This is a genomic window from Bradyrhizobium sp. WSM1253 (assembly GCF_000244935.1).
Taxonomy (GTDB): domain Bacteria; phylum Pseudomonadota; class Alphaproteobacteria; order Rhizobiales; family Xanthobacteraceae; genus Bradyrhizobium; species Bradyrhizobium canariense.
Map to the genome: position 1 here is coordinate 7359059 of NZ_JH600073.1, position 18510 is coordinate 7377568.

Genomic DNA, 18510 nt, shown 5'->3' on the forward strand with positions numbered 1-18510 from the left:
GCATGGAAACAGACCGTTCGGTATCCTGCCGATTTCCACTTCTGCCAGGGAGAAGATGATGACTGCCGTCGTTCAGAAGACAGTGCTGACGGGTTGCCTCGCGCCCATCGACAAGAATGGCCTCGAGCAACTGATCGCCAACGGCAAGGCCAATCCGAAGGTCATCAAGACCTTGAAGTGCAAGACGGTCGCGGAAGGAAAATTCCGCCATGCCAACTACATCCGCAATTTGCCGCCCTACATCGTCGACGAGCCGCCGGGGCTTCTGGGCGACGACACTGCGCCCAATCCGTCCGAAGCCTCGCTGGCCGCGCTCGGCTCCTGCCTTGCCGTCGGCCTGCACGCCAACGCCGTGCATCGCGGCTGGATCGTCAACAAGCTCGAGCTCGAGCTCGAGGGTGACCTCAACATTACCGCGGTGTGGGGCACCGGCGACATGTCGGACAAGCCGGTCGGCTTCACCGACGTCCGCGTCAAGGTCGACATGGAATGTGAGGGGATCTCGCCGGACGAGATCAATGCGCTGGTGGCCCATGTGAAGCAATGGTCGCCGGTCGCCAACACCTTCACCCGCCCGGTCAATCTCGAGGTCGGCATCTGAGCTGACGGCAACAGGACAAGGTGCGGAGACGATCATGGGTTCACTGGCTTTATCACGGACCGAAGTTTTGGATCAGCCCGCACCGTCCATTGCAGGAGAGGTGGCGCGAATCGCGCGGGAGCAGCTCGCGCCGCTCGCCGCCGGCATCGACGACGGCTCGGTCTATCCGGCCGAAGTGCTGCGCAAACTTGGCGAGGTCGGTGCCTGGGGCAGTCACATGCCCCACGAAGGTCCCGCCGATTTGCGCTGTGCCATCCAGGCGATGTCGGCGATCGGCGAGGTCTGCGGCAGCACCGCCTTCATGGCGTGGTGCCAGAACACGCTGGTCTGGTACGCCGCCAACTCGACCAACATGAAGCTGGCAAAGCGCTTCGGCGATGCGTTCTCGACCGGCCGCGTGCTCGGCGGCACCGGGCTCTCCAATCCGATGAAGAGCTTTTTCGGCATCGAAAAGCTCAAGCTGAAGGGGCGCAAGGTCGACGGCGGCTACATCGTGCGCGGCGCGCTGCCCTGGGTCTCCAATCTCGGACCCGACCATTATTTCGGTACCATCTTCGAGCGCGAGGACGAGCCGGGCACTGTCATGTTCCTGGCCGACTGCGCCGATCCCGCGATCTCGCTGACGCCATGCAAGCCGTTCCTCGCCATGGACGGCACCGGCACCTATGGCGTGCAGTTCCGTGACGCCTTCGTGCCTGACGAGCTGATCCTGGCCGATCCCGCCGCGCCGTTCGTCAAGAAGATCCGCGCCGGGTTCATCCTGCTGCAGGCCGGCATGGCGCTCGGGCTCATCAAGGACTGCATCAACATCATGGACGAGGTCGACAACCCGCTCGGCCACATCAACCGCTATTTGCCGCAACAGCCGGTGCACTTCCGCGATCTCGCCGCCGAGCTCGAGGCCGAGACCATGGCGCTGGCGCGCGATCCCTACAATGAAGAGGAGACCTACTGGCGCAAGGTGATCGCGCTCAGGCTTCGCGCCGGCGAGGCCAGCGTCGCGGCGGCGCATGCGGCGATGCTGCATTGTGGCGCGCGCGGCTACCTCAAGTCCCACCGCGCGCAGCGCCGCCTGCGCGAGGCCTATTTCGTCGCGATCGTCACGCCTGCCACCAAGCAGTTGCGCAAGATGCTTGCCGATTCCTGAGTTTTACGAGCCCACCCACCATCTAACCTCAACGGAGAGGCTGCCAATGACGGACGTTCTGATCTCTGCCAGCGAACTTGCCGATCTCTTGAAGACCGAGCCCTGTGTCGTAATCGACACCCGCAACCCCGACGCCTATGGCGCCGGGCACCTTCCCAACGCCGTGAACGTGCATGAGATATTCACGTTTCTTGCGACCTCGACGCCGGAGGGCATGGCCGAGCTGAAGACCAAGTTCGCCGACGCCTTTGGCGGCGCGGGCCTGTCCGGCAAGGAGACCGCCGTGATCTACGAGCAGTCGATGAACTCCGGCTTCGGCCAGTCCTGCCGCGGCTACTACCTGCTCACCATGCTCGGCTATCCCAAGATCAAGGTGCTGCATGGCGGCTTCGATGCCTGGGCGGCCGCAGGTCTTCCGGTGACGAAGGATGTGCCGGCGCCGGCGAAGGCGTCGTTCGGAATCGTGCCTGAAGCGGGCGATATCCTGATCGACGCCAAGACCATGCTGGCGGCGGTCGGCAAGCCGGGCGTCGCCATTCTCGACGTGCGCGACGTCGACGAATGGATCGGCGACAGCTCGTCTCCGTATGGGAAGGATTACTGCCCGCGCAAGGGTCGCATCCCCGGCGCGGTGTGGCTGGAATGGTATCGCATGATGAAACCGACCGCTGAGGGCCCGCGCTTCAAGTCCAAGGACGAGATCCTGGCGGAATGCGCCACTGTCGGCATCTCGCCCTCCACGCCGGTCTATCTCTACTGCTTCAAGGGAGCGCGCGCCTCGAACACATTCCTGGCGCTGAAAAACGCCGGCGTGAAGGACGTGCGGATGTATTTCGGCTCCTGGAACGAATGGTCGCGCGATCCGTCGCTGCCGATCGAGCAGGGATTGCCGATCGCATCGGAGGTGACAACCAAGGCGGCGTGATCGCCGCTAACCGAGGGCACGCGGACGGGGCGCGATTCCCAGCGCCTTGATCCGCGAGGCCAGCGTGGTCGGCTTGATGTCCAGCATCTCGGCCGCGCCACCGGGGCCGAACACTTTTCCGGCGCAGCCCTCGAGCGCGGCCAGGATGTTGGCGCGCTCGTGGTCGCGCATTTCGGATGACGTCATCACAGCGGGCCGTGCGTCAGCCTTCTGCCGCGCGGCGCCGGCCGGGGCCTGCGTGCCCGAGGGGTCGGGCAGATCGATCCGCAAACGGCCGTTCTGCGACAGGATCGCGGCGCGCTCGATCACGTTCTGTAGTTCGCGGACATTGCCAGGCCAGTCATAGCGCGTCAGCCGACGCGCATCGCCTTCCGACAGGCGCAGATTCGATTTCAGCGCCTTGCTCTCGCGGGTGAGGAAATGCTGAGCGAGCAGCGCAATGTCCTCGCGCCGTTCGCGTAAGGGCACCGTCTCGATCGGAAACACGTTGAGCCGGAAATAGAGGTCCTCGCGAAAACGGCCGCGCTGCACCTCCTGCTTGAGGTCGCGGTTGGTCGCGGCGATGACGCGGACGTCGACCGCGCGGGTGCGCTCCTGGCCGACGCGCTCGAAATTGCCCTCCTGCAGCACGCGCAGCAGCTTGCCTTGCAATTCGAGTGGAATCTCGCCGACCTCGTCGAGGAACAGCGTGCCGCCATCGGCGAGCTCGAAGCGGCCGATGCGGTCGCGCGTCGCGCCGGTGAAGGCGCCGCGGACATGGCCGAAGAATTCGCTTTCGAACAATTCGCGCGGGATCGCGGCGCAATTGACGCGGATCAGCGGCCGGTCGCTGCGGGTGGAATCCTCGTGAATGGCGCGCGCGATCAGCTCCTTGCCGGTGCCGGATTCCCCGGTGATCATTACCGCCGCGCTGGTCGGCGCCACCAGCTTGACCTGGCGCAGCGTCGTCTGGATCGCCTCGCTGCCACCGATGATGCCGCGCGGATTGGTCTCGATGCGGATTTCTTCCTGGAGATAGGCGTTTTCGAGCTCGAGACGTTCGCGCAGGCGATCGACTTCGGCGAGCGCGGCGTGCAGCTTCTCGTCGGCCTCGCGGCGCTGGCTGACGTCGCGAAAGACCACGACGGCACCGACCACCACGCCGCGATCGCGGATCGGCGTGGAGGTGTATTCGACCCAGGCCGGCGAGCCGTCCTTGCGCCAGAATACCTCGCCATCGACCTGGTGCACGGCGCCGTCGCGGAACGCCGCGTAGATCGGGCAATCATGGTTGTGATAGTGCCGCCCGTCATGGTGGGTGTGGTGCATGATGGGATGGATTTCCTTGCCGACCAGCTCCTCGGCAGTCCAGCCCAGCATCCGCTCGGCGGCGGGGTTCACGAAGGTGGTCTTTCCTTCCGCGTTGACGCCGTAAATGCCTTCGCCGGCGGCGCGCAGGATCAGTTGGTTCTCGCGCTCGATGTCCTGGAACACGCGCTCGACCCGCTGCCAGGTCGAGATGCCGCTGCGCATGTGGTCTTCAGCGGCGGCATCGACATTGCGGCGGCGGCGTGCTTCGAGATCGGTCAGGGTGAGCTGGACCAGCGTGCGCCCGTCATGGGGCAGGACGCAGCCGGCATATTCGAGCCGGAGATTCTGCCCGGTGGCATGGCGCGGGTTCAGCGCCGTGGTCCAGTAGGCGCCCTTGTGCAGCACGGCCTGGGTGAACACGGTCAGCGCCGGAAGTTCGCCGGCATGCAGCGTGCTCGGCCTGGTCTGGCGCAGCAGCGCGCGGTCGTAGCCGAGCAGGGCGCAGGCGGCGGGATTGGCATCGACGATCAGGTCGCCGAAGGGGTCGATCAGCAGCGTCGCTTCGACCGAGGATTCGAAAGCCGCGACGCGCGGATCGATGGTCGGGGCCACGTCGTCGTGGGCGAGCATTGGCGTCGTTGCCATTACGAAATCTCGTTATTCAACTACGAGATCTCGTTTATCACGAATTTTCGTAATGACCAAGTGCAGGCGAAAGTGCTGCGTCATCAAGGCACTGGTGGGCGCGAAGGTGGTGGCATGCTCCTTGCGTAATTCTCCTCGCAACGACGCGCAGGAGGTCCGATGTCCACTTTCGACAATCCGTTTGATCCCAATCGCAACCTGCGAGCCGGCTGTGCCTGTGGTCAGCATCAATCCGCGGCGGAGCATGAGCAGGCCACCGCGTTGCGCTGTGATCCCGTCGAGAGCGAGGAGAAGCGCTACGAGGGCGTGGTCGCCTCTGCCGTGATGCGCGCGATGTTTCCGCAGGACGTGGCGCGGCGAGCATTCCTGAAGTCGGTCGGGGCCTCCACCGCGCTGGCCGCGCTGTCGCAGTTCTTCCCGCTTCAGACCGCGACCGAGGTTTTTGCGCAGGCCGGCACGCCGGAAAAGAAGGATCTCAAGGTCGGCTTCATCCCGATCACCTGCGCCACGCCAATCATCATGGCGGCGCCGCTGGGCTTCTATGCCAAGCACGGCCTCAACGTCGACGTGGTCAAGACCGCCGGCTGGGCCGTGATCCGCGACAAGACCATCAACAAGGAATACGACGCCGCGCACATGCTGGCGCCGATGCCGCTCGCGATCTCGCTTGGCCTAGGTGCCAACGCGATTCCGTTTGCCGTGCCCGCGATCGAGAACATCAACGGGCAGGGCATCGTGCTGGCGAGCAAGCACAAGGACAAGCGCGACCCGAAGGATTGGAAGGGCATGAAATTCGCCATCCCCTTCGACTATTCCATGCACAATTATCTGCTGCGCTACTATCTCGCCGAACACGGGATCGACCCCGACACCGATGTGCAGCTGCGTTCGGTACCGCCGCCGGAAATGGTGGCAAACCTGCGCGCCGACAACATCGACGGCTTCCTCGCGCCCGACAATATCTGCCAGCGCGCGATCTATGACGGCGTCGGCTTCATGCATCTCTTGTCCAAGGAAATCTGGGACGGCCATCCCTGCTGCAGCTTCGCGGCCAGCCGCGAGTTCATCACGACGGCGCCGAACAGCTTTGCCGCGCTGACGCGCGCGATCGTCGATGCCACGGCCTATGCGTCGAAGGCGGAGAACCGCAAGCAGATCGCGGAAGCCATCGCGCCGGCGAACTACATCAACGCGCCGGTCACGGTGCTGGAACAGGTCTTGACCGGCACCTATGCCGACGGCCTCGGCGGCGTGAAGACGGATGAAAAGCGCGTCGATTTCGACCCGTTCCCCTGGCAGTCCTTCGCGGTGTGGATGCTGACGCAGATGAAGCGCTGGGGCCAGATCAAGGGCGACGTCGACTACAAGGCGATCGCCGAGCAGGTCTATCTCGCAACCGACACCAGGAAGCTGATGACCGAGATGGGCCTGGCGCCGCCAGCCGGCAGCTACAAATCGTTTGCGGTGATGGGCAAGAGTTTCGATCCGGCCAAGCCCGAGGATTATTTGGCGGGCTTCAAGATCAGGAAGGCGTCGTGAGCGGCCGCGCTCTCTTTTCACCTCGCCCCGCTTGCGGGGAGAGGTCGGATTGCATCGTTAGATGCAATCCGGGTGAGGGGGACTCTCCGCGAGTTCGTCGCTCACCGAATATGCGGAAGCATGCCCCTCACCCCGACCCTCTCCCCGTAAGAACGGGGAGAGGGAGATGACCACCGCCTCCCTCCGTCTCCGCGCCGGCCTGGTCTCGATCGTGCTGCTCGTCGCGTTCCTGGGCGTCTGGCATCTCGCCGTGCGCTCGACGGCGCCGGTGGCCACGATGAGCGCGGAATACGCCAAGCTGATGGGCCTGACCGCGACCCAGGGCAAATCTGCCATGCCCGGGCCGCTCGATGTCGGCGCAAAACTCTGGGAGCATGTGAGGAGGCCGTTCTACGACAACGGGCCGAACGACAAGGGGCTCGGCATCCAGCTCGGCTACTCGATCGCGCGCGTCGGCACCGGCTATCTGCTTGCCGTGCTCGTCGCCATCCCGCTCGGCTTCCTGATCGGCATGTCGCCGCTGCTCAGTCAGGCGCTCGATCCCTTCATCCAGGTGCTGAAGCCGATCTCCCCGCTCGCGTGGATGCCGCTCGCGCTCTACACCATCAAGGATTCCTCGATCTCGGCGATCTTCGTGATCTTCATCTGCTCGATTTGGCCGATGCTGCTCAACACCGTGTTCGGGGTCGCGAGCGTACGCAAGGAATGGATCAACGTCGCGCAAACGCTCGAGGTCGGAACGCTCAGGCGCGCTTTCACCGTGATCCTGCCGGCGGCAGCACCGACAATCCTGACCGGCATGCGCATCTCGATCGGCATTGCGTGGCTGGTGATCGTTGCGGCCGAAATGCTCGTCGGCGGCACCGGCATCGGCTATTTCGTCTGGAACGAGTGGAACAACCTCTCGATCACCAACGTCATCATCGCGATCCTGCTGATCGGGGTCGTCGGCATGCTGCTCGACCAGATCCTCGCGCGTTTCACGCGCATGGTCACGTTTCCGGAGTAGGGCAGTGACCGAGAAATTCGTCTCCATCGAAGGCATCGCCAAGCGCTATCCGGGCGCGAGTGGTGCGACGACGACCGTGTTCGAGAATCTGTGGCTGTCGATGGCGCGGGGCGAGTTCTGCTGCGTGATCGGCCATTCCGGCTGCGGCAAGACCACGGTGCTCAACATCCTCGCCGGCCTCGATGCGCCGAGCGAAGGCGCGGTCATCGTCGACGGACAGGCCATTTCAGGCACCAGCCTCGATCGCGCCGTGATCTTCCAGAGCCATGCGCTGCTGCCCTGGCGCACCGTGCTCGGCAACGTTGCCTACGCCGTGAGCTCGAAATGGCGGAGCTGGGATCGCGCCAAGGTGAAGGCGCATGCGCAGACTTTTATCGATCTCGTCGGCCTGACGGGTTCGGAACACAAGCGACCTTCCGAGCTTTCCGGCGGCATGAAGCAGCGCGTCGGCATCGCGCGTGCGCTCTCCATTACGCCAAAGATGATGCTGATGGACGAGCCGTTCTCGGCACTCGACGCGCTGACGCGCGGCACGCTGCAGGACGAGGTGCGGCGCATCTGTCTGGAGACCGGGCAGACCGCGTTCATGATTACCCATGACGTCGACGAGGCGATCTATCTCGCCGACAAGATATTCCTGATGACCAACGGACCCGGCGCGGTGCTGGCCGAAGTGGTCGAGAACCCGTTGCCGAGGGACCGCGGCCGCACCGATCTGCACCGCCATCCGCTGTACTACGCGCTGCGCAACCACATCGTCGATTTCCTGGTGACGCGCAGCAAGACCTTTGCCGTCGAGACGCCCGCTCACGATCCGCGCAATGTGCCGGTGGTGCATATCGGCAAGCCCGGACTGACCGTCGCGTCCGGTGGCGACGAGCAACGACAGACCTGGATACCCGGGACGAGTCCCGGGCTGACTGCTTGAAAAAGGAGACCCTCACATGAAACGCGAAGACCTCACCGAGAAGCTGCTCGACATCAAGCGCGAGAAGGGCTGGACCTGGAAATACATCTGCGAGCAGATCGGCGGTTATTCCGAGGTGCTGATTACGGGCGCGATCCTCGGCCAGATGAAATTGACCAAGCCGCAGGCCGCGAACGCCGCTGAACTGTTCGGCCTGACGAAGACCGAGACCACGATGTTGAACGAGACGCCGATGCGCGGCATGCCGATGCCGCCGACCGATCCCTTGATCTATCGCTTCTACGAACTGGTCATGGTCAACGGTCCGGCCTGGAAGGCGCTGATCGAGGAGGAGTACGGCGACGGCATCATGTCGGCGATCGATTTCGACATGGTGATGGAGCGCCTGCCCAATCCGAAGGGCGACCGCGTCAAGATCACCATGAGCGGCAAATTCCTGCCGTATAAATATTACGGCGCCAGTGGCAACGTGCCGGAGTATGGATTCAAGGAGGGGTGATCGATCCCTCCGTCATTCCGGACGCCGCGATAGCGGCGATCCGGAATCTCGAGATTCCGGGTTCGGTCCTGCGGACCGCCCCAGAATGACAGTGCGTGCGGATGCCGCTTTCGCCTTATTTCCCGGCCTTCACCTCGGCCGCCGCCACCGCGATCAACTCGTTCATCTTGGCCCGAATCGCCTGTTCGGTGATGGCGACGTTCTTCGCGGCGAAATCGGCCATGACCTTGCGCAGGACGTCGGCGTCACCGGCTTCCTCGAAATCGGCCGCGACCACCTCCTTGGCATAGGCCGTGGCGGCATCGCCGGTAATGCCGAGCTTTTCGGCCGCCCACAGCCCGAGCAGGCGGTTGCGGCGGGCTTCCGCCTTGAATTTCTGCTCCTCGTCGAGGGCGAACTTCTTCTCGAAGCCTTCCTCGCGCTTGTCCAACGTGCTCATGCCTTTTCCAATTCCCTGCTGACTGGACCCGGCCGGCCCTCGTTGCGAGAGCCCCGGTGCATGCCTAGATAGGGGGCACGAATCGGCAAAACAACGAGCCGTTAAGCCGCAGGCAAGACGGTATAAGTTTGATGCCGGACGGCCGGATCGATTGTGCTGGGACAGCCAATCGGATAGGTTGCCTAAGGCTGGGTTCCCGTTCTGTTTCTAGGGGTTCCGGGCCGTTCACGGCAGCTCCGCTGTGGGTCGTAGTCTCGTCAACCGGAGCACACCAGATACATGGATTTCAACAAAACACGGTACATCCCCATGAGCCGTCGGCGTCGCATTTATGAAGGCAAGGCAAAGGTTCTTTACGAAGGCCCGGAGCCCGGTACCCTGATCCAGCACTTCAAGGACGACGCCACCGCGTTCAATGCGAAAAAGCATCAGGTGATCGAGGGCAAGGGTGTCCTCAACAACCGGATCTCGGAGTACCTGTTTCAGCACCTCAACGACATCGGGGTGCCGACCCATTTCATCCGCCGCCTCAACATGCGCGAGCAGTTGATTCGCGAAGTCGAGATCGTGCCGCTCGAAGTGGTGGTGCGGAACGTTGCCGCCGGTTCGCTGTCGCAGCGCCTCGGCATCGAGGAGGGCACGCAGCTGCCCCGTTCGATCATCGAGTTCTACTACAAGAACGACCAGCTCAACGACCCCATGGTGTCGGAAGAGCACATCACTGCTTTCGGCTGGGCGACACCGCAGGAGATCGACGACATCATGGCGCTTGCCATCCGTGTCAACGACTTCCTCACCGGTCTCTTCCTCGGCATCGGCATCCGCCTCGTCGACTTCAAGATGGAGTGCGGCCGACTGTTCGAGAACGACATGATGCGGATCATCGTCGCCGACGAGATCTCGCCGGATAGCTGCCGTCTGTGGGACATCAAGTCGAACGAGAAGCTCGACAAGGACCGTTTCCGCAGGGATCTCGGTGGGCTGCTCGAGGCCTATACCGAAGTCGCCAAGCGTCTCGGCATTCTCATGGAGAACGAGCGTCCGGCGGGCTCCGGCCCGGTGCTGGTGAAGAGCTAAGAGGGATCTGACGTGAAGGCACGTGTTACCGTGACGTTGAAAACGGGCATCCTCGATCCGCAGGGCAAGGCGATCGAGGGTGCGTTGAAGTCGCTCGGCGTCGACGGCGTCGCCAGCGTTCGCCAGGGCAAGGTGTTCGATATCGAGCTTGCGGGCGCGGACAAGGCCAAGGCGGAGGCGGCGTTGAAGGACGCCGCCGACAAGCTGCTGGCGAACACCGTGATCGAGAATTATCGGGTCGAGCTGATCGGGTGAACGGGATGGCTCACAGCCACCCGACCCGACGAAAACGCCAGTACAGCGCCCCGCACGAGACCAGCATCACGCCGAGCAGCATGTAGTAGCCGTACTCCCAGTCCAGCTCCGGCATGTGCTTGAAGTTCATGCCGTAGATGCCGGCAAGTGCGGTCGGGATCGCGATGATCGCGAGCCAGGAGGCAAGTTTCTTGGAGACCGCCGTCTCCTGGGCCTGGCCGACCAGCAGGCTCGCTTCGAAGGCGAAGGCCAGCACCTCGCGCATCGAATCGATCCGCTCCTGGATGTTCCTGACGTGGTCGGTGACGTCGCGGAACAGCGGCTGCATCGTCGCGCGCACCATCGCCAGCTCGTCATGCTCGAGCCGGCGGCAGACCTCGACCAGAGGGCCGATCGCGGTCCGGAGCCGCAAGAGGTCGCGGCGCAGCATATAGAGCCGCTCGATCTGCGCCTTGCTGATCGCCTTGGAGAGCACGTCATCCTCGATGCTCTCGACCTCTTCGTGAATGCTCTCGAGCACGGGCGAGTAGTTGTCGACGATGAAATCGAGAATGGCGTAGAGGATGTAGTCCTCGCCGCGCGCGAGCGCTCGCGGGCAGCTTTCGCAGCGTTCGCGCACCGGCGTGTAGGACGTCGACGCACCGTGGCGCACCGAGACCAGATAGCCTTCGCCGACGAAGATGTGCGTCTCGCCGAAGGCGATCCGGCCCTCGATCAGTTGCGCCGTGCGCGCCACGATGAACAGGGCCTCACCATATTGCTCGATCTTCGGTCGCTGATGGGCATGGTTGGCGTCCTCGATGGCGAGCTCGTGCAGGTCGAACTGCTTCTGCACCGCGCTGAGCAGCGCCATGTCGGGCTCGTGCAGCCCGATCCAGACCACGTGGCCGGGCTTCGCCCGCCAGCTCGAGGCTTCGCTGATGGCGATATTGGCGACGCGCCGGCCGTCGACATAGGCACCGGCGGCGATGACGCCCTCGGTGGACACCGGCTCGGAGAGGGATGCGGGCAGCGAGGGGACATTCATGGCTTTGATCCCGGGCGAATCGATCGGCCGAATGGCGGGCTATGGCCTGTGCACAACGCTCGCGGGCAAGGCTAGCACTGGTAAAATCCCCGTCAAATGGTTATGTCTGCTGCCGATTTGGCAGCCGTGCCAGCCCCATTCAATCCTCGTTCGGAACCTCTGCCATGAAAGCCGCCATCCTCGTCTTTCCCGGAATCAACCGCGAGCGCGACATGGCGCGTGCCTTGAGGCTGATCTCGGGCAGCGAGCCCACAATGGTCTGGCATGCCGAGACGTCGCTGCCTGATGGTACCGACCTCGTGGTCGTTCCCGGCGGGTTCTCCTATGGTGATTACCTGCGCTGCGGCGCGATTGCGGCGCGGGCGCCGGTGATGGACGCGGTGCGCGACTATGCGGCCAAGGGCGGTCTCGTGCTCGGCGTCTGCAATGGCTTTCAGATCCTCTGCGAGTCCGGCCTCTTGCCTGGCGTCCTGATGCGCAATGCGCGGCTGAAATTCATCTGCCACGACGTGCATCTGCGCGTCGAGCGCTCCGACACGCCGTTCACGCGCGGCTACAATGCCGGGCAGGTGATCCGCGTGCCCATCGCGCATGGCGAGGGCAATTATGCAGCGGATGCCGAGACCATCAAGCGGCTCGAAGGCGAGGGTCGCGTGCTCTACCGCTATTGCTCGGCCGACGGCGCGATCGACGATATCAGCAACATCAATGGCGCCGCGCAATCCATCGCCGGCATCGTCAACGACAAGGGCAACGTGCTCGGCATGATGCCGCATCCGGAAAACCACGTCGAAGACATCATGGGCTGCACCGACGGCCGCGGCCTGTTCGCTGGCATCACCGCGCATCTGGAAAAAGCCGCGTGATTGCGTTCGTGCTGAAGCGGCTGCCGGCCGCTGTCGCCGTGGTTGCGTTCGCGACAGCCGCGCTCGCGCAGGATTTCCCCAAGCGTCCCGTCACCATGATCGTGCCGTTCGCGGCTGGCGGCACCTCCGACGTGATCGCGCGCACCGTTGCCGAGCAGATGGGCATCGCGCTCGGCCAGACCATCGTGATCGAGAACGTCGCCGGCGCCGGCGGATCGACCGCACTGGCGCGTGCCTCCCGCGCCGAGCCTGACGGCTACACCATTGCGATCGGCAATGCCGGCACCAACGCCGCGACCTATACGATTTATCCCAAACTGCCGTTCACGCCGGACTCCTTCGTGCCGATCGCCATGGTGGCGAAAACGTTCGGCATCATCGCCGTGCGCAAAGATTTTCCGGCAAAGGACCTGAAGGAGTTCATCGCCTACGCCAAGGCCAATCCGGGCAAGATCAATCTCGGCCATGCCGGCGTCGGCTCTTCGAATTACCTGATCTGCAAGAGCTTCGTCACAGCCGCCGGGATCGACGCGACGCTGGTCGGCTATCGCGGCGCCGCGCCCGCGCTCACCGACGCGATCGGCGGCCAGATCGACGGCGTCTGCGATGCGGCAGCCTCGGTCTCGCAGTCGATCAACGAGAAGCTGGCGCGCGGGCTCGTGGTCGGCTCGACCGTCCGGCTCGCCACAGTGCCCGACCTGCCGACGTCAGCCGAAGCCGGCCTGCCCGAATTCGAGGCGCAGGGCTGGAACGGCCTGTTCGCGCCCAAGGGCACCCCGCCGGCGATCATCGCCAGGCTGAATGCCGCCGCGCGTACGGCCGTGGAAACCGACGCGGTGAAGAAACGGTTCGCCGATCTTTCGACCGTGGCACCCGATCCCGACGAGCACACGCCCGAGGTGCTGCAAAAGCTCGTGACGCGCGACGTCGAGAAGTATCGGAAGATGCTGGCTGACGACGCCAAGTAATAGCTAGCGTCGTTTCAGCCGTTCCGTCGGCACCGTCATCGCGGCGACGCCCGCCATGACCAGCACCAGGCCCAGCGCCAGGTTCGAGGGCACGATCTCGCCGAGCAGCAGCACGGAGAGGCCGACGCCGATCGGGATGCGCAAATAGCCTTGCGCGTTGGTCGTCAGCGTGCCGAGCCGTCCCAGGCACATGTAGAACAGCATCAGCCCCAGGGCGCTGGAGACGATGCCCATGACGATGGTGGCTATGATCGCCGTCGGCGTCGGGTGCAGCGTCCAGGGCTGGTCGATGATCAGCGAAGGCGGCAGCAGCACGAGGCCGCCGAACAGCAGCGAGCCGGCTGCCACCACCATCGGATCGTATTCGGACAGCCGCAGCCCGAAGATGGTTGCGCAGGCGAACGAGATGGTGGCGAGCAGGATGGCGATCTCCGCCACGATCTCGCTGCCGACGCCGCGCAGCGCATCCAGGCCGACGATGACGATTGTGCCGGCAAGGCCGAGGAGCGCGCCCAACAGCTTCAACAGCGTTGCTGGCTCGTGACGCGTGATCAGGGAGGTGATCAGGAAGGCGAAGATCGGCGTGGTCGAGGCCAGCACCACCGTGTTCGACGCCGGCACATATTGCTGAGACCAGGTGATGATCAGGAACGGAAAGGTCGAGTTGATCAATTGCTGGGTCGCGAACAGCTTCCAGGCCTTCGCATCGGTCGGAATCCTGACGCCGCGCATCCACAGGATCGCGAACAGGAAGGCGGCCGCGATCAGCGAGCGCGCCGAGATGAAGGTCACAGGCGGGATCGTATCCAGCGCGAGCTTGGCCAGCGGATAGGTTGAGCTCCAGCAGCAGGCCAGCGCGACCAGCAGCGCATAGTCACGCCAGTTGCGCGCGCTGGTGGCGGGCATGGACGGCAGCGGCGAGGCCGAGGCGCGACCCGTCGGCGGTGTGCTCTGCGGCACCTTGGTGTTGCTCCCGGCGCGACAGCGCTGGACCCAAGTCTGGGCGACGGGGCGCCAAAAGGGAAGGCGGCGAGCTATGCGTTTGGCTGTGGTGCCGGCTTCCGCTTCACCCGCTTGATCGTGCCGGAGAAGGTGAACAGGGGCCGCCCGCCTGACGTCAGCTTGCCGCGCAGGAAGATCAACGAGCCGCCGGCGCGGGAGACCTCGCCGACGCATTCGATCAGCTCGCCTTCGCGTGCCGCGTCGAGGAAGTCGCAGGCGAAATTGGTGGTCACGGCCGGCCCATCCAGCTCGTGGGTGGCGATCGCGAACAGGCAATAGTCGGAGAATGCCATGAAGCAGCCGCCATGGACGTTTCCGGAGCCGTTGAGGTGCTTCTTCTCGACCCGGAACGCCGAGCGGACGCTGCCGTCGTCCTCGATCCTGTGCCAGAACGGGCCGATATGGCTCTCAAAACTGTCGCGAATCCAGGTTCGCCAGCCCTGGAATTCCCCATCGGTGGCGACGTGGAGGTCGGGGCGGCGGGGCGGGGGCGCTTTGGTCAATTCGTGCAAGGAAATGGGCCTTCAATTGCGAGTCGTTTGCCCTTAAATCCGATCTGTCCACGCTGTGCAATTCCTGTTCCCGCAGCCCCCGGCCGCAAAACGTGGGACAGCGGGAAAATGCGCCATAAAGGGCTTTTCCAAGCCGTCCGATGTTCCTAAGAACGGCCCACCGCCGTCGAAAGCCTCGAATCCATGAAGAACGAACCCAAGATCACTCCCGAGCTTATTGCCGCCCACGGGCTCAAGCCGGACGAGTATGAGCGCATTCTGAAGCTGATCGGGCGGGAGCCAACTTTCACCGAGCTCGGCATCTTCTCGGCGATGTGGAACGAGCACTGCTCGTACAAATCCTCGCGCCTCCATCTGAAGGGCCTGCCGACCAAGGCGCCCTGGGTGATCCAGGGCCCGGGCGAGAATGCCGGCGTGATCGACATCGGCGACGGCCAGGCCGTGGTCTTCAAGATGGAGAGCCACAACCACCCGAGCTACATCGAGCCGTACCAGGGCGCGACCACCGGTGTCGGTGGCATCTTGCGCGACGTCTTCACCATGGGCGCGCGGCCGATCGCCTGCCTCAATGCGCTGAGCTTTGGCGCACCGGAGCATGCCAGGACGCGGCATCTCGTCTCCGGCGTCGTCGCCGGGGTCGGCGGCTATGGCAATTCCTTCGGCGTGCCGACGGTCGGTGGTCAGGTCCGCTTCCACACCCGCTATGACGGCAACATTCTCGTCAACGCGATGGCGGTCGGCCTCGCCGATACCGACAAGATCTTTTATGCGGCCGCCTCCGGCGTGAACATGCCGATCGTCTATCTCGGCTCCAAGACCGGGCGCGACGGTATCCACGGCGCCTCGATGGCCTCGGCCGAGTTCGACGACAAGTCCGAAGAGAAGCGTCCGACCGTGCAGGTCGGCGATCCCTTCGCCGAAAAGCTGCTGCTCGAGGCCTGCCTCGAGATCATGGAGAAGGGCTGCGTCATCGCGATCCAGGACATGGGCGCGGCGGGTCTGACCTGTTCGGCGGTCGAGATGGGCGCCAAGGGCGATCTCGGCGTCGATCTCGATCTCGATGCGGTGCCGACGCGCGAGATCGGAATGAGCGCCTACGAGATGATGCTCTCGGAGAGCCAGGAGCGCATGCTCATGGTGCTCAAGCCCGAGAAGGAGAAAGAGGCCGAGGCGATCTTCAAGAAGTGGGGCCTCGATTTCGCCGTGGTCGGCTACACCACGCCGAGCAAGCGCTTTGTGGTCAAGCATGGCGGTGACGTCATGGCCGATTTGCCGATCAAGGAACTCGGCGACGAGGCGCCGCTCTATGACCGCCCGCATGTCCCCTCCGCCGCTTTGCCTGTCGTGCACGCGCGCGAAGTGGCGGCGCCGATGAATCTCGGTGCCGCGCTCGAAAAGCTGATCGGCACGCCCGACATGTGCAGCAAGCGCTGGGTCTGGGAGCAGTACGACCACGTCATTCTCGGCAACACCATGCAACGTCCCGGCGGCGATGCCGCCGTGGTGCGCGTGCAGGACGGCCCGAAGGGCCTGGCGCTGACCGTCGACGTGACGCCGCGCTATTGCGAGGCCGATCCTTATCAAGGCGGCATGCAGGCCGTGGCGGAAGCCTGGCGCAACATCACCGCCGTCGGCGGCAAGCCGCTCGCGATCACCGACAATCTCAATTTCGGCAATCCCGAGCGGCCCGAGATCATGGGCCAGTTCGTCGGCTGCCTGAAGGGCATCTCGGAGGCCTGCCGCACGCTCGACTTCCCGGTCGTCTCCGGCAATGTCTCGCTCTACAACGAGACCAACGGCCGCGCGATCCTGCCGACGCCCTCGATCGGCGGCGTCGGCCTGCTCGACGACTTCACCAAGTCGGCCTCGCTCGCCTTCAAGGCCGAAGGCGAGGCGATCCTCCTGATCGGCGAAACTCACGGCTGGCTCGGCCAGTCGGTTTACCTGCGCGACATCTGCGGTCGCGAGGAGGGCGCGCCGCCGCCGGTCGATCTCGCGGCCGAGAAGCGCAACGGCGACTGCGTGCGCGGCATGATCCATGCGGGCACCGCGACCGCCGTGCACGATCTCTCCGACGGCGGTCTTCTGATCGCGCTGGCCGAGATGGCGATGGCGAGCGGCATCGGCGCCAAACTGCTCGCGGCGCCGACCGCGCTGGTGCCTCAGGCCTACTGGTTCGGCGAGGACCAGGCGCGCTATCTTGTCACCGTGCCTGAAACGGAAGCCGGCCGCGTGCTCGCCAAGATGCGCGGCTGCGAGGTGCCCTGCGTGCGGATCGGCACCACCGGCGGCGACGCCGTCGCGATCGCCGGCGAGGCGCCTGTTGCGATCGACACGCTCAGGGCATCGTTCGAGCGCTGGCTGCCGGAGTATATGGGCGGGAAAGCGGCCTGAGGCGCTGAACCGGTAGCCCGGATGAGCGAAGCGACATCCGGGTCTTTGTCGTGATGTTTCCCGGATATCGCTACGCTCATCCGGGCTACGGTATCGTGCCTCACAACACGTGCGAGGCCCCCGGGATCTTCCGCAACCCCGCCGTCAGTCCCCAGCTCAGGATCACCGTGAGCACGAAGCCGATCGTGGCTTTCGCGATCGCAGGCCAGCTGTAATCGAACAGCGCGTACTGGATCCACAGCGCGATCGGGTAGTGCACCAGGAAGATGCCGTAGGCATCCGCCTGCATGCGGTCGAGCAGGTTCGGGCCCGGCGACTTCTGGTGCAGGAAGAAGGCGAGGATCGCGAGCAGGATCGAGCCTGAGAACAGCACGAAGAACGTGCCGTAGATCGCCTGATACCAGTGCGGCTGCGGGTCTGGATTGCCCAGAACTTCGCGCTTGATGTAGATCATGCCCCACATCAGGCAGTAGGGGATCAGCGTGGCGATCACCCAGAGCCAGCGTTGTTTCGGCAACTGGCCGCCGGCGCTGAGGATGCCGCGATCGAAGTTCGCCGCTCCAACGCTGACGCCGATGAAGAAATAGGCGAAGTAGAGCAGGATGCGGCTCGCCTGCACCGAGAACGGCCCGAGCTCGAACCATTTGCTGCCGCCGAAATAGAGCAGCGCCGGCACGTAGGCGATTGTCGTCACGACGACGAGCAGCAGCCAGAATACGGCCGGCTGGTCGAATCCGCGTAGCGACACGCGGTTGCCCGGGTCGACCAGATGCGCGGAGACCCGGTAGAGCAAGCTCGCGGTCAGGTCGAACGCCAGCAGCACCCACACGAACCAGATCGGGCCGCTCGGCCACGGGCCAACCGTGATCGTCTTCCACCAGAACGCCGTGAAGCTCAGCCCGGGATCGTGCCGCAGCGCGATCGCGTAATAGGCGAGGGGAATCACGGTGAACGCCGCGATCGCGAACGGCAGCCCGAGCCGCAACAGGCGGTCGCGGAGAAAAACTGACGGCGCCTTGCGCGCGATGCCCGGCCAGGTGAACAGTCCTGACAGGAAGAAGAACATCGCCATGAAGAAGCTGTCGGTGGCCAGCACGACGATGTCGAAGCCGATCCAGGACGCCGGATCGGTGTGCCCGAAATAGGTGTAGGGAATGACGGCGTGGTGCAGCAGCACCACCAGCGTGAGGAAGGTGCGGGCGCGATCGAGCGACAGATTGCGCGCCTTGGCCTTCGGCACCGCGTGCGCCTCTGCTCCGATCGTCGCTGAATGTGACATCGTCATCGTGGCCGCCCCGGTCGCGCTTTCCGTCCCGGCCGGACTTTGCCGCCGGGAACCGGATTCAGCAAGGGTCGTTTGGGACGCCCGCAGGTCTCGAGACCGCTA

18 protein-coding genes are annotated in these 18510 nt (G+C 64.3%); 12 read left to right on the forward strand and 6 right to left on the reverse strand.

Annotated elements, in window-relative coordinates:
* The first annotated feature begins 58 nt into the window (after positions 1–58).
* From BRA1253DRAFT_RS35490 to BRA1253DRAFT_RS35500, 3 genes are read left to right on the forward strand one after another with little or no spacing between them, the layout of a single operon-like run.
* Entirely contained in the window at positions 59–601 is a 543-nt protein-coding gene (locus BRA1253DRAFT_RS35490) for an OsmC family protein (protein ID WP_007602244.1), read from the forward strand.
* A 34-nt stretch (positions 602–635) separates the two neighbouring features.
* Entirely contained in the window at positions 636–1748 is a 1113-nt protein-coding gene (locus BRA1253DRAFT_RS35495; RefSeq protein ID WP_007602246.1) for an acyl-CoA dehydrogenase family protein, read from the forward strand.
* Positions 1749–1794: 46 nt separating this feature from the next.
* Positions 1795–2673 carry a sulfurtransferase gene (locus tag BRA1253DRAFT_RS35500; protein ID WP_007602248.1) on the forward strand — a complete coding sequence of 293 codons (879 nt, stop codon included), beginning with the start codon at positions 1795–1797 and terminating at the stop codon, positions 2671–2673.
* A 6-nt stretch (positions 2674–2679) separates the two neighbouring features.
* Here the strand turns inward: BRA1253DRAFT_RS35500 and BRA1253DRAFT_RS35505 are convergent, their stop codons facing one another.
* Positions 2680–4608, reverse strand: a complete 1929-nt coding sequence (locus tag BRA1253DRAFT_RS35505) for a sigma 54-interacting transcriptional regulator (protein ID WP_007602250.1) — start codon at positions 4606–4608, stop codon at positions 2680–2682.
* Positions 4609–4767: 159 nt separating this feature from the next.
* Between BRA1253DRAFT_RS35505 and BRA1253DRAFT_RS35510 the strand changes: the two genes are divergently transcribed.
* The 4 genes from BRA1253DRAFT_RS35510 to cynS all read left to right on the forward strand — a co-directional run bounded on the left by BRA1253DRAFT_RS35510 (position 4768) and on the right by cynS (position 8583).
* Complete coding sequence (locus BRA1253DRAFT_RS35510) at positions 4768–6147, forward strand: CmpA/NrtA family ABC transporter substrate-binding protein (RefSeq protein WP_007602251.1); 1380 nt, start codon at positions 4768–4770, stop codon at positions 6145–6147.
* A gap of 166 nt (positions 6148–6313) precedes the next feature.
* On the forward strand, positions 6314–7156 hold the full coding sequence (gene ntrB, locus BRA1253DRAFT_RS35515; RefSeq protein WP_007602253.1) for a nitrate ABC transporter permease: 843 nt from the start codon (positions 6314–6316) through the stop codon (positions 7154–7156).
* A gap of 4 nt (positions 7157–7160) precedes the next feature.
* Positions 7161–8084, forward strand: coding sequence for an ABC transporter ATP-binding protein (locus BRA1253DRAFT_RS35520; protein ID WP_007602255.1), 924 nt, complete (start codon positions 7161–7163; stop codon positions 8082–8084).
* A gap of 16 nt (positions 8085–8100) precedes the next feature.
* Complete coding sequence (gene cynS / locus BRA1253DRAFT_RS35525) at positions 8101–8583, forward strand: cyanase (RefSeq protein WP_007602258.1); 483 nt, start codon at positions 8101–8103, stop codon at positions 8581–8583.
* Between the two features lie 115 nt (positions 8584–8698).
* Here the strand turns inward: cynS and BRA1253DRAFT_RS35530 are convergent, their stop codons facing one another.
* A complete protein-coding gene (locus BRA1253DRAFT_RS35530) occupies positions 8699–9022 on the reverse strand; it encodes a DUF1476 domain-containing protein (RefSeq protein ID WP_007602260.1) in 324 nt (107 codons plus the stop codon).
* Positions 9023–9331: 309 nt separating this feature from the next.
* Here BRA1253DRAFT_RS35530 and purC point away from each other — a divergent pair, with 309 nt between their 5' ends.
* Together purC and purS are read left to right on the forward strand one after the other, a co-directional pair.
* On the forward strand, positions 9332–10099 hold the full coding sequence (gene purC / locus BRA1253DRAFT_RS35535) for a phosphoribosylaminoimidazolesuccinocarboxamide synthase (protein WP_171944915.1): 768 nt from the start codon (positions 9332–9334) through the stop codon (positions 10097–10099).
* Between the two features lie 12 nt (positions 10100–10111).
* Positions 10112–10354, forward strand: coding sequence for a phosphoribosylformylglycinamidine synthase subunit PurS (purS, locus tag BRA1253DRAFT_RS35540; protein ID WP_007602264.1), 243 nt, complete (start codon positions 10112–10114; stop codon positions 10352–10354).
* Between the two features lie 10 nt (positions 10355–10364).
* On the opposite strand, the gene BRA1253DRAFT_RS35545 is transcribed toward purS, so the two are convergent.
* The gene (locus BRA1253DRAFT_RS35545) at positions 10365–11381 is read right to left on the reverse strand and encodes a magnesium and cobalt transport protein CorA (RefSeq protein ID WP_007602266.1); all 1017 of its coding nucleotides are present in this window, start codon (positions 11379–11381) and stop codon (positions 10365–10367) included.
* 164 nt (positions 11382–11545) lie between these two features.
* Between BRA1253DRAFT_RS35545 and purQ the strand changes: the two genes are divergently transcribed.
* Both purQ and BRA1253DRAFT_RS35555 read left to right on the forward strand, forming a co-directional pair.
* On the forward strand, positions 11546–12247 hold the full coding sequence (purQ, locus tag BRA1253DRAFT_RS35550) for a phosphoribosylformylglycinamidine synthase subunit PurQ (RefSeq protein WP_007602268.1): 702 nt from the start codon (positions 11546–11548) through the stop codon (positions 12245–12247).
* A complete protein-coding gene (locus BRA1253DRAFT_RS35555; protein ID WP_007602270.1) occupies positions 12244–13215 on the forward strand; it encodes a tripartite tricarboxylate transporter substrate binding protein BugD in 972 nt (323 codons plus the stop codon). Before purQ ends, BRA1253DRAFT_RS35555 begins: the two co-directional genes overlap by 4 nt.
* A gap of 3 nt (positions 13216–13218) precedes the next feature.
* Here the strand turns inward: BRA1253DRAFT_RS35555 and BRA1253DRAFT_RS35560 are convergent, their stop codons facing one another.
* Both BRA1253DRAFT_RS35560 and BRA1253DRAFT_RS35565 read right to left on the reverse strand, forming a co-directional pair.
* Complete coding sequence (locus BRA1253DRAFT_RS35560; RefSeq protein WP_007602272.1) at positions 13219–14175, reverse strand: DMT family transporter; 957 nt, start codon at positions 14173–14175, stop codon at positions 13219–13221.
* A gap of 74 nt (positions 14176–14249) precedes the next feature.
* A complete protein-coding gene (locus BRA1253DRAFT_RS35565; protein ID WP_007602274.1) occupies positions 14250–14729 on the reverse strand; it encodes a PaaI family thioesterase in 480 nt (159 codons plus the stop codon).
* Between the two features lie 183 nt (positions 14730–14912).
* On the opposite strand from BRA1253DRAFT_RS35565, the gene purL reads away from it, so the two are divergent.
* Complete coding sequence (purL, locus tag BRA1253DRAFT_RS35570; RefSeq protein ID WP_007602276.1) at positions 14913–17123, forward strand: phosphoribosylformylglycinamidine synthase subunit PurL; 2211 nt, start codon at positions 14913–14915, stop codon at positions 17121–17123.
* A gap of 100 nt (positions 17124–17223) precedes the next feature.
* Here purL and BRA1253DRAFT_RS35575 read toward each other — a convergent pair whose 3' ends face one another.
* Positions 17224–18402: an acyltransferase gene (locus tag BRA1253DRAFT_RS35575; RefSeq protein WP_035995667.1), complete on the reverse strand. Its 1179-nt coding sequence runs from the start codon at positions 18400–18402 to the stop codon at positions 17224–17226.
* Between the last annotated feature and the right edge of the window lie 108 nt (positions 18403–18510).

Bases quoted from the DNA above. Each gene is read 5' to 3' on its own strand.
- BRA1253DRAFT_RS35490 (WP_007602244.1), top strand. From the start codon at position 59: ATGACTGCCGTCGTTCAGAAGACAGTGCTGACGGGTTGCCTCGCGCCC.
- BRA1253DRAFT_RS35495 (WP_007602246.1), top strand. From the start codon at position 636: ATGGGTTCACTGGCTTTATCACGGACCGAAGTTTTGGATCAGCCCGCA.
- BRA1253DRAFT_RS35500 (WP_007602248.1), top strand. From the start codon at position 1,795: ATGACGGACGTTCTGATCTCTGCCAGCGAACTTGCCGATCTCTTGAAG.
- BRA1253DRAFT_RS35505 (WP_007602250.1), bottom strand. From the start codon at position 4,608: ATGGCAACGACGCCAATGCTCGCCCACGACGACGTGGCCCCGACCATC.
- BRA1253DRAFT_RS35510 (WP_007602251.1), top strand. From the start codon at position 4,768: ATGTCCACTTTCGACAATCCGTTTGATCCCAATCGCAACCTGCGAGCC.
- ntrB (WP_007602253.1), top strand. From the start codon at position 6,314: ATGACCACCGCCTCCCTCCGTCTCCGCGCCGGCCTGGTCTCGATCGTG.
- cynS (WP_007602258.1), top strand. From the start codon at position 8,101: ATGAAACGCGAAGACCTCACCGAGAAGCTGCTCGACATCAAGCGCGAG.
- BRA1253DRAFT_RS35530 (WP_007602260.1), bottom strand. From the start codon at position 9,022: ATGAGCACGTTGGACAAGCGCGAGGAAGGCTTCGAGAAGAAGTTCGCC.
- purC (WP_171944915.1), top strand. From the start codon at position 9,332: ATGAGCCGTCGGCGTCGCATTTATGAAGGCAAGGCAAAGGTTCTTTAC.
- BRA1253DRAFT_RS35545 (WP_007602266.1), bottom strand. From the start codon at position 11,381: ATGAATGTCCCCTCGCTGCCCGCATCCCTCTCCGAGCCGGTGTCCACC.
- purQ (WP_007602268.1), top strand. From the start codon at position 11,546: ATGAAAGCCGCCATCCTCGTCTTTCCCGGAATCAACCGCGAGCGCGAC.
- purL (WP_007602276.1), top strand. From the start codon at position 14,913: ATGAAGAACGAACCCAAGATCACTCCCGAGCTTATTGCCGCCCACGGG.
- BRA1253DRAFT_RS35575 (WP_035995667.1), bottom strand. From the start codon at position 18,402: ATGTCACATTCAGCGACGATCGGAGCAGAGGCGCACGCGGTGCCGAAG.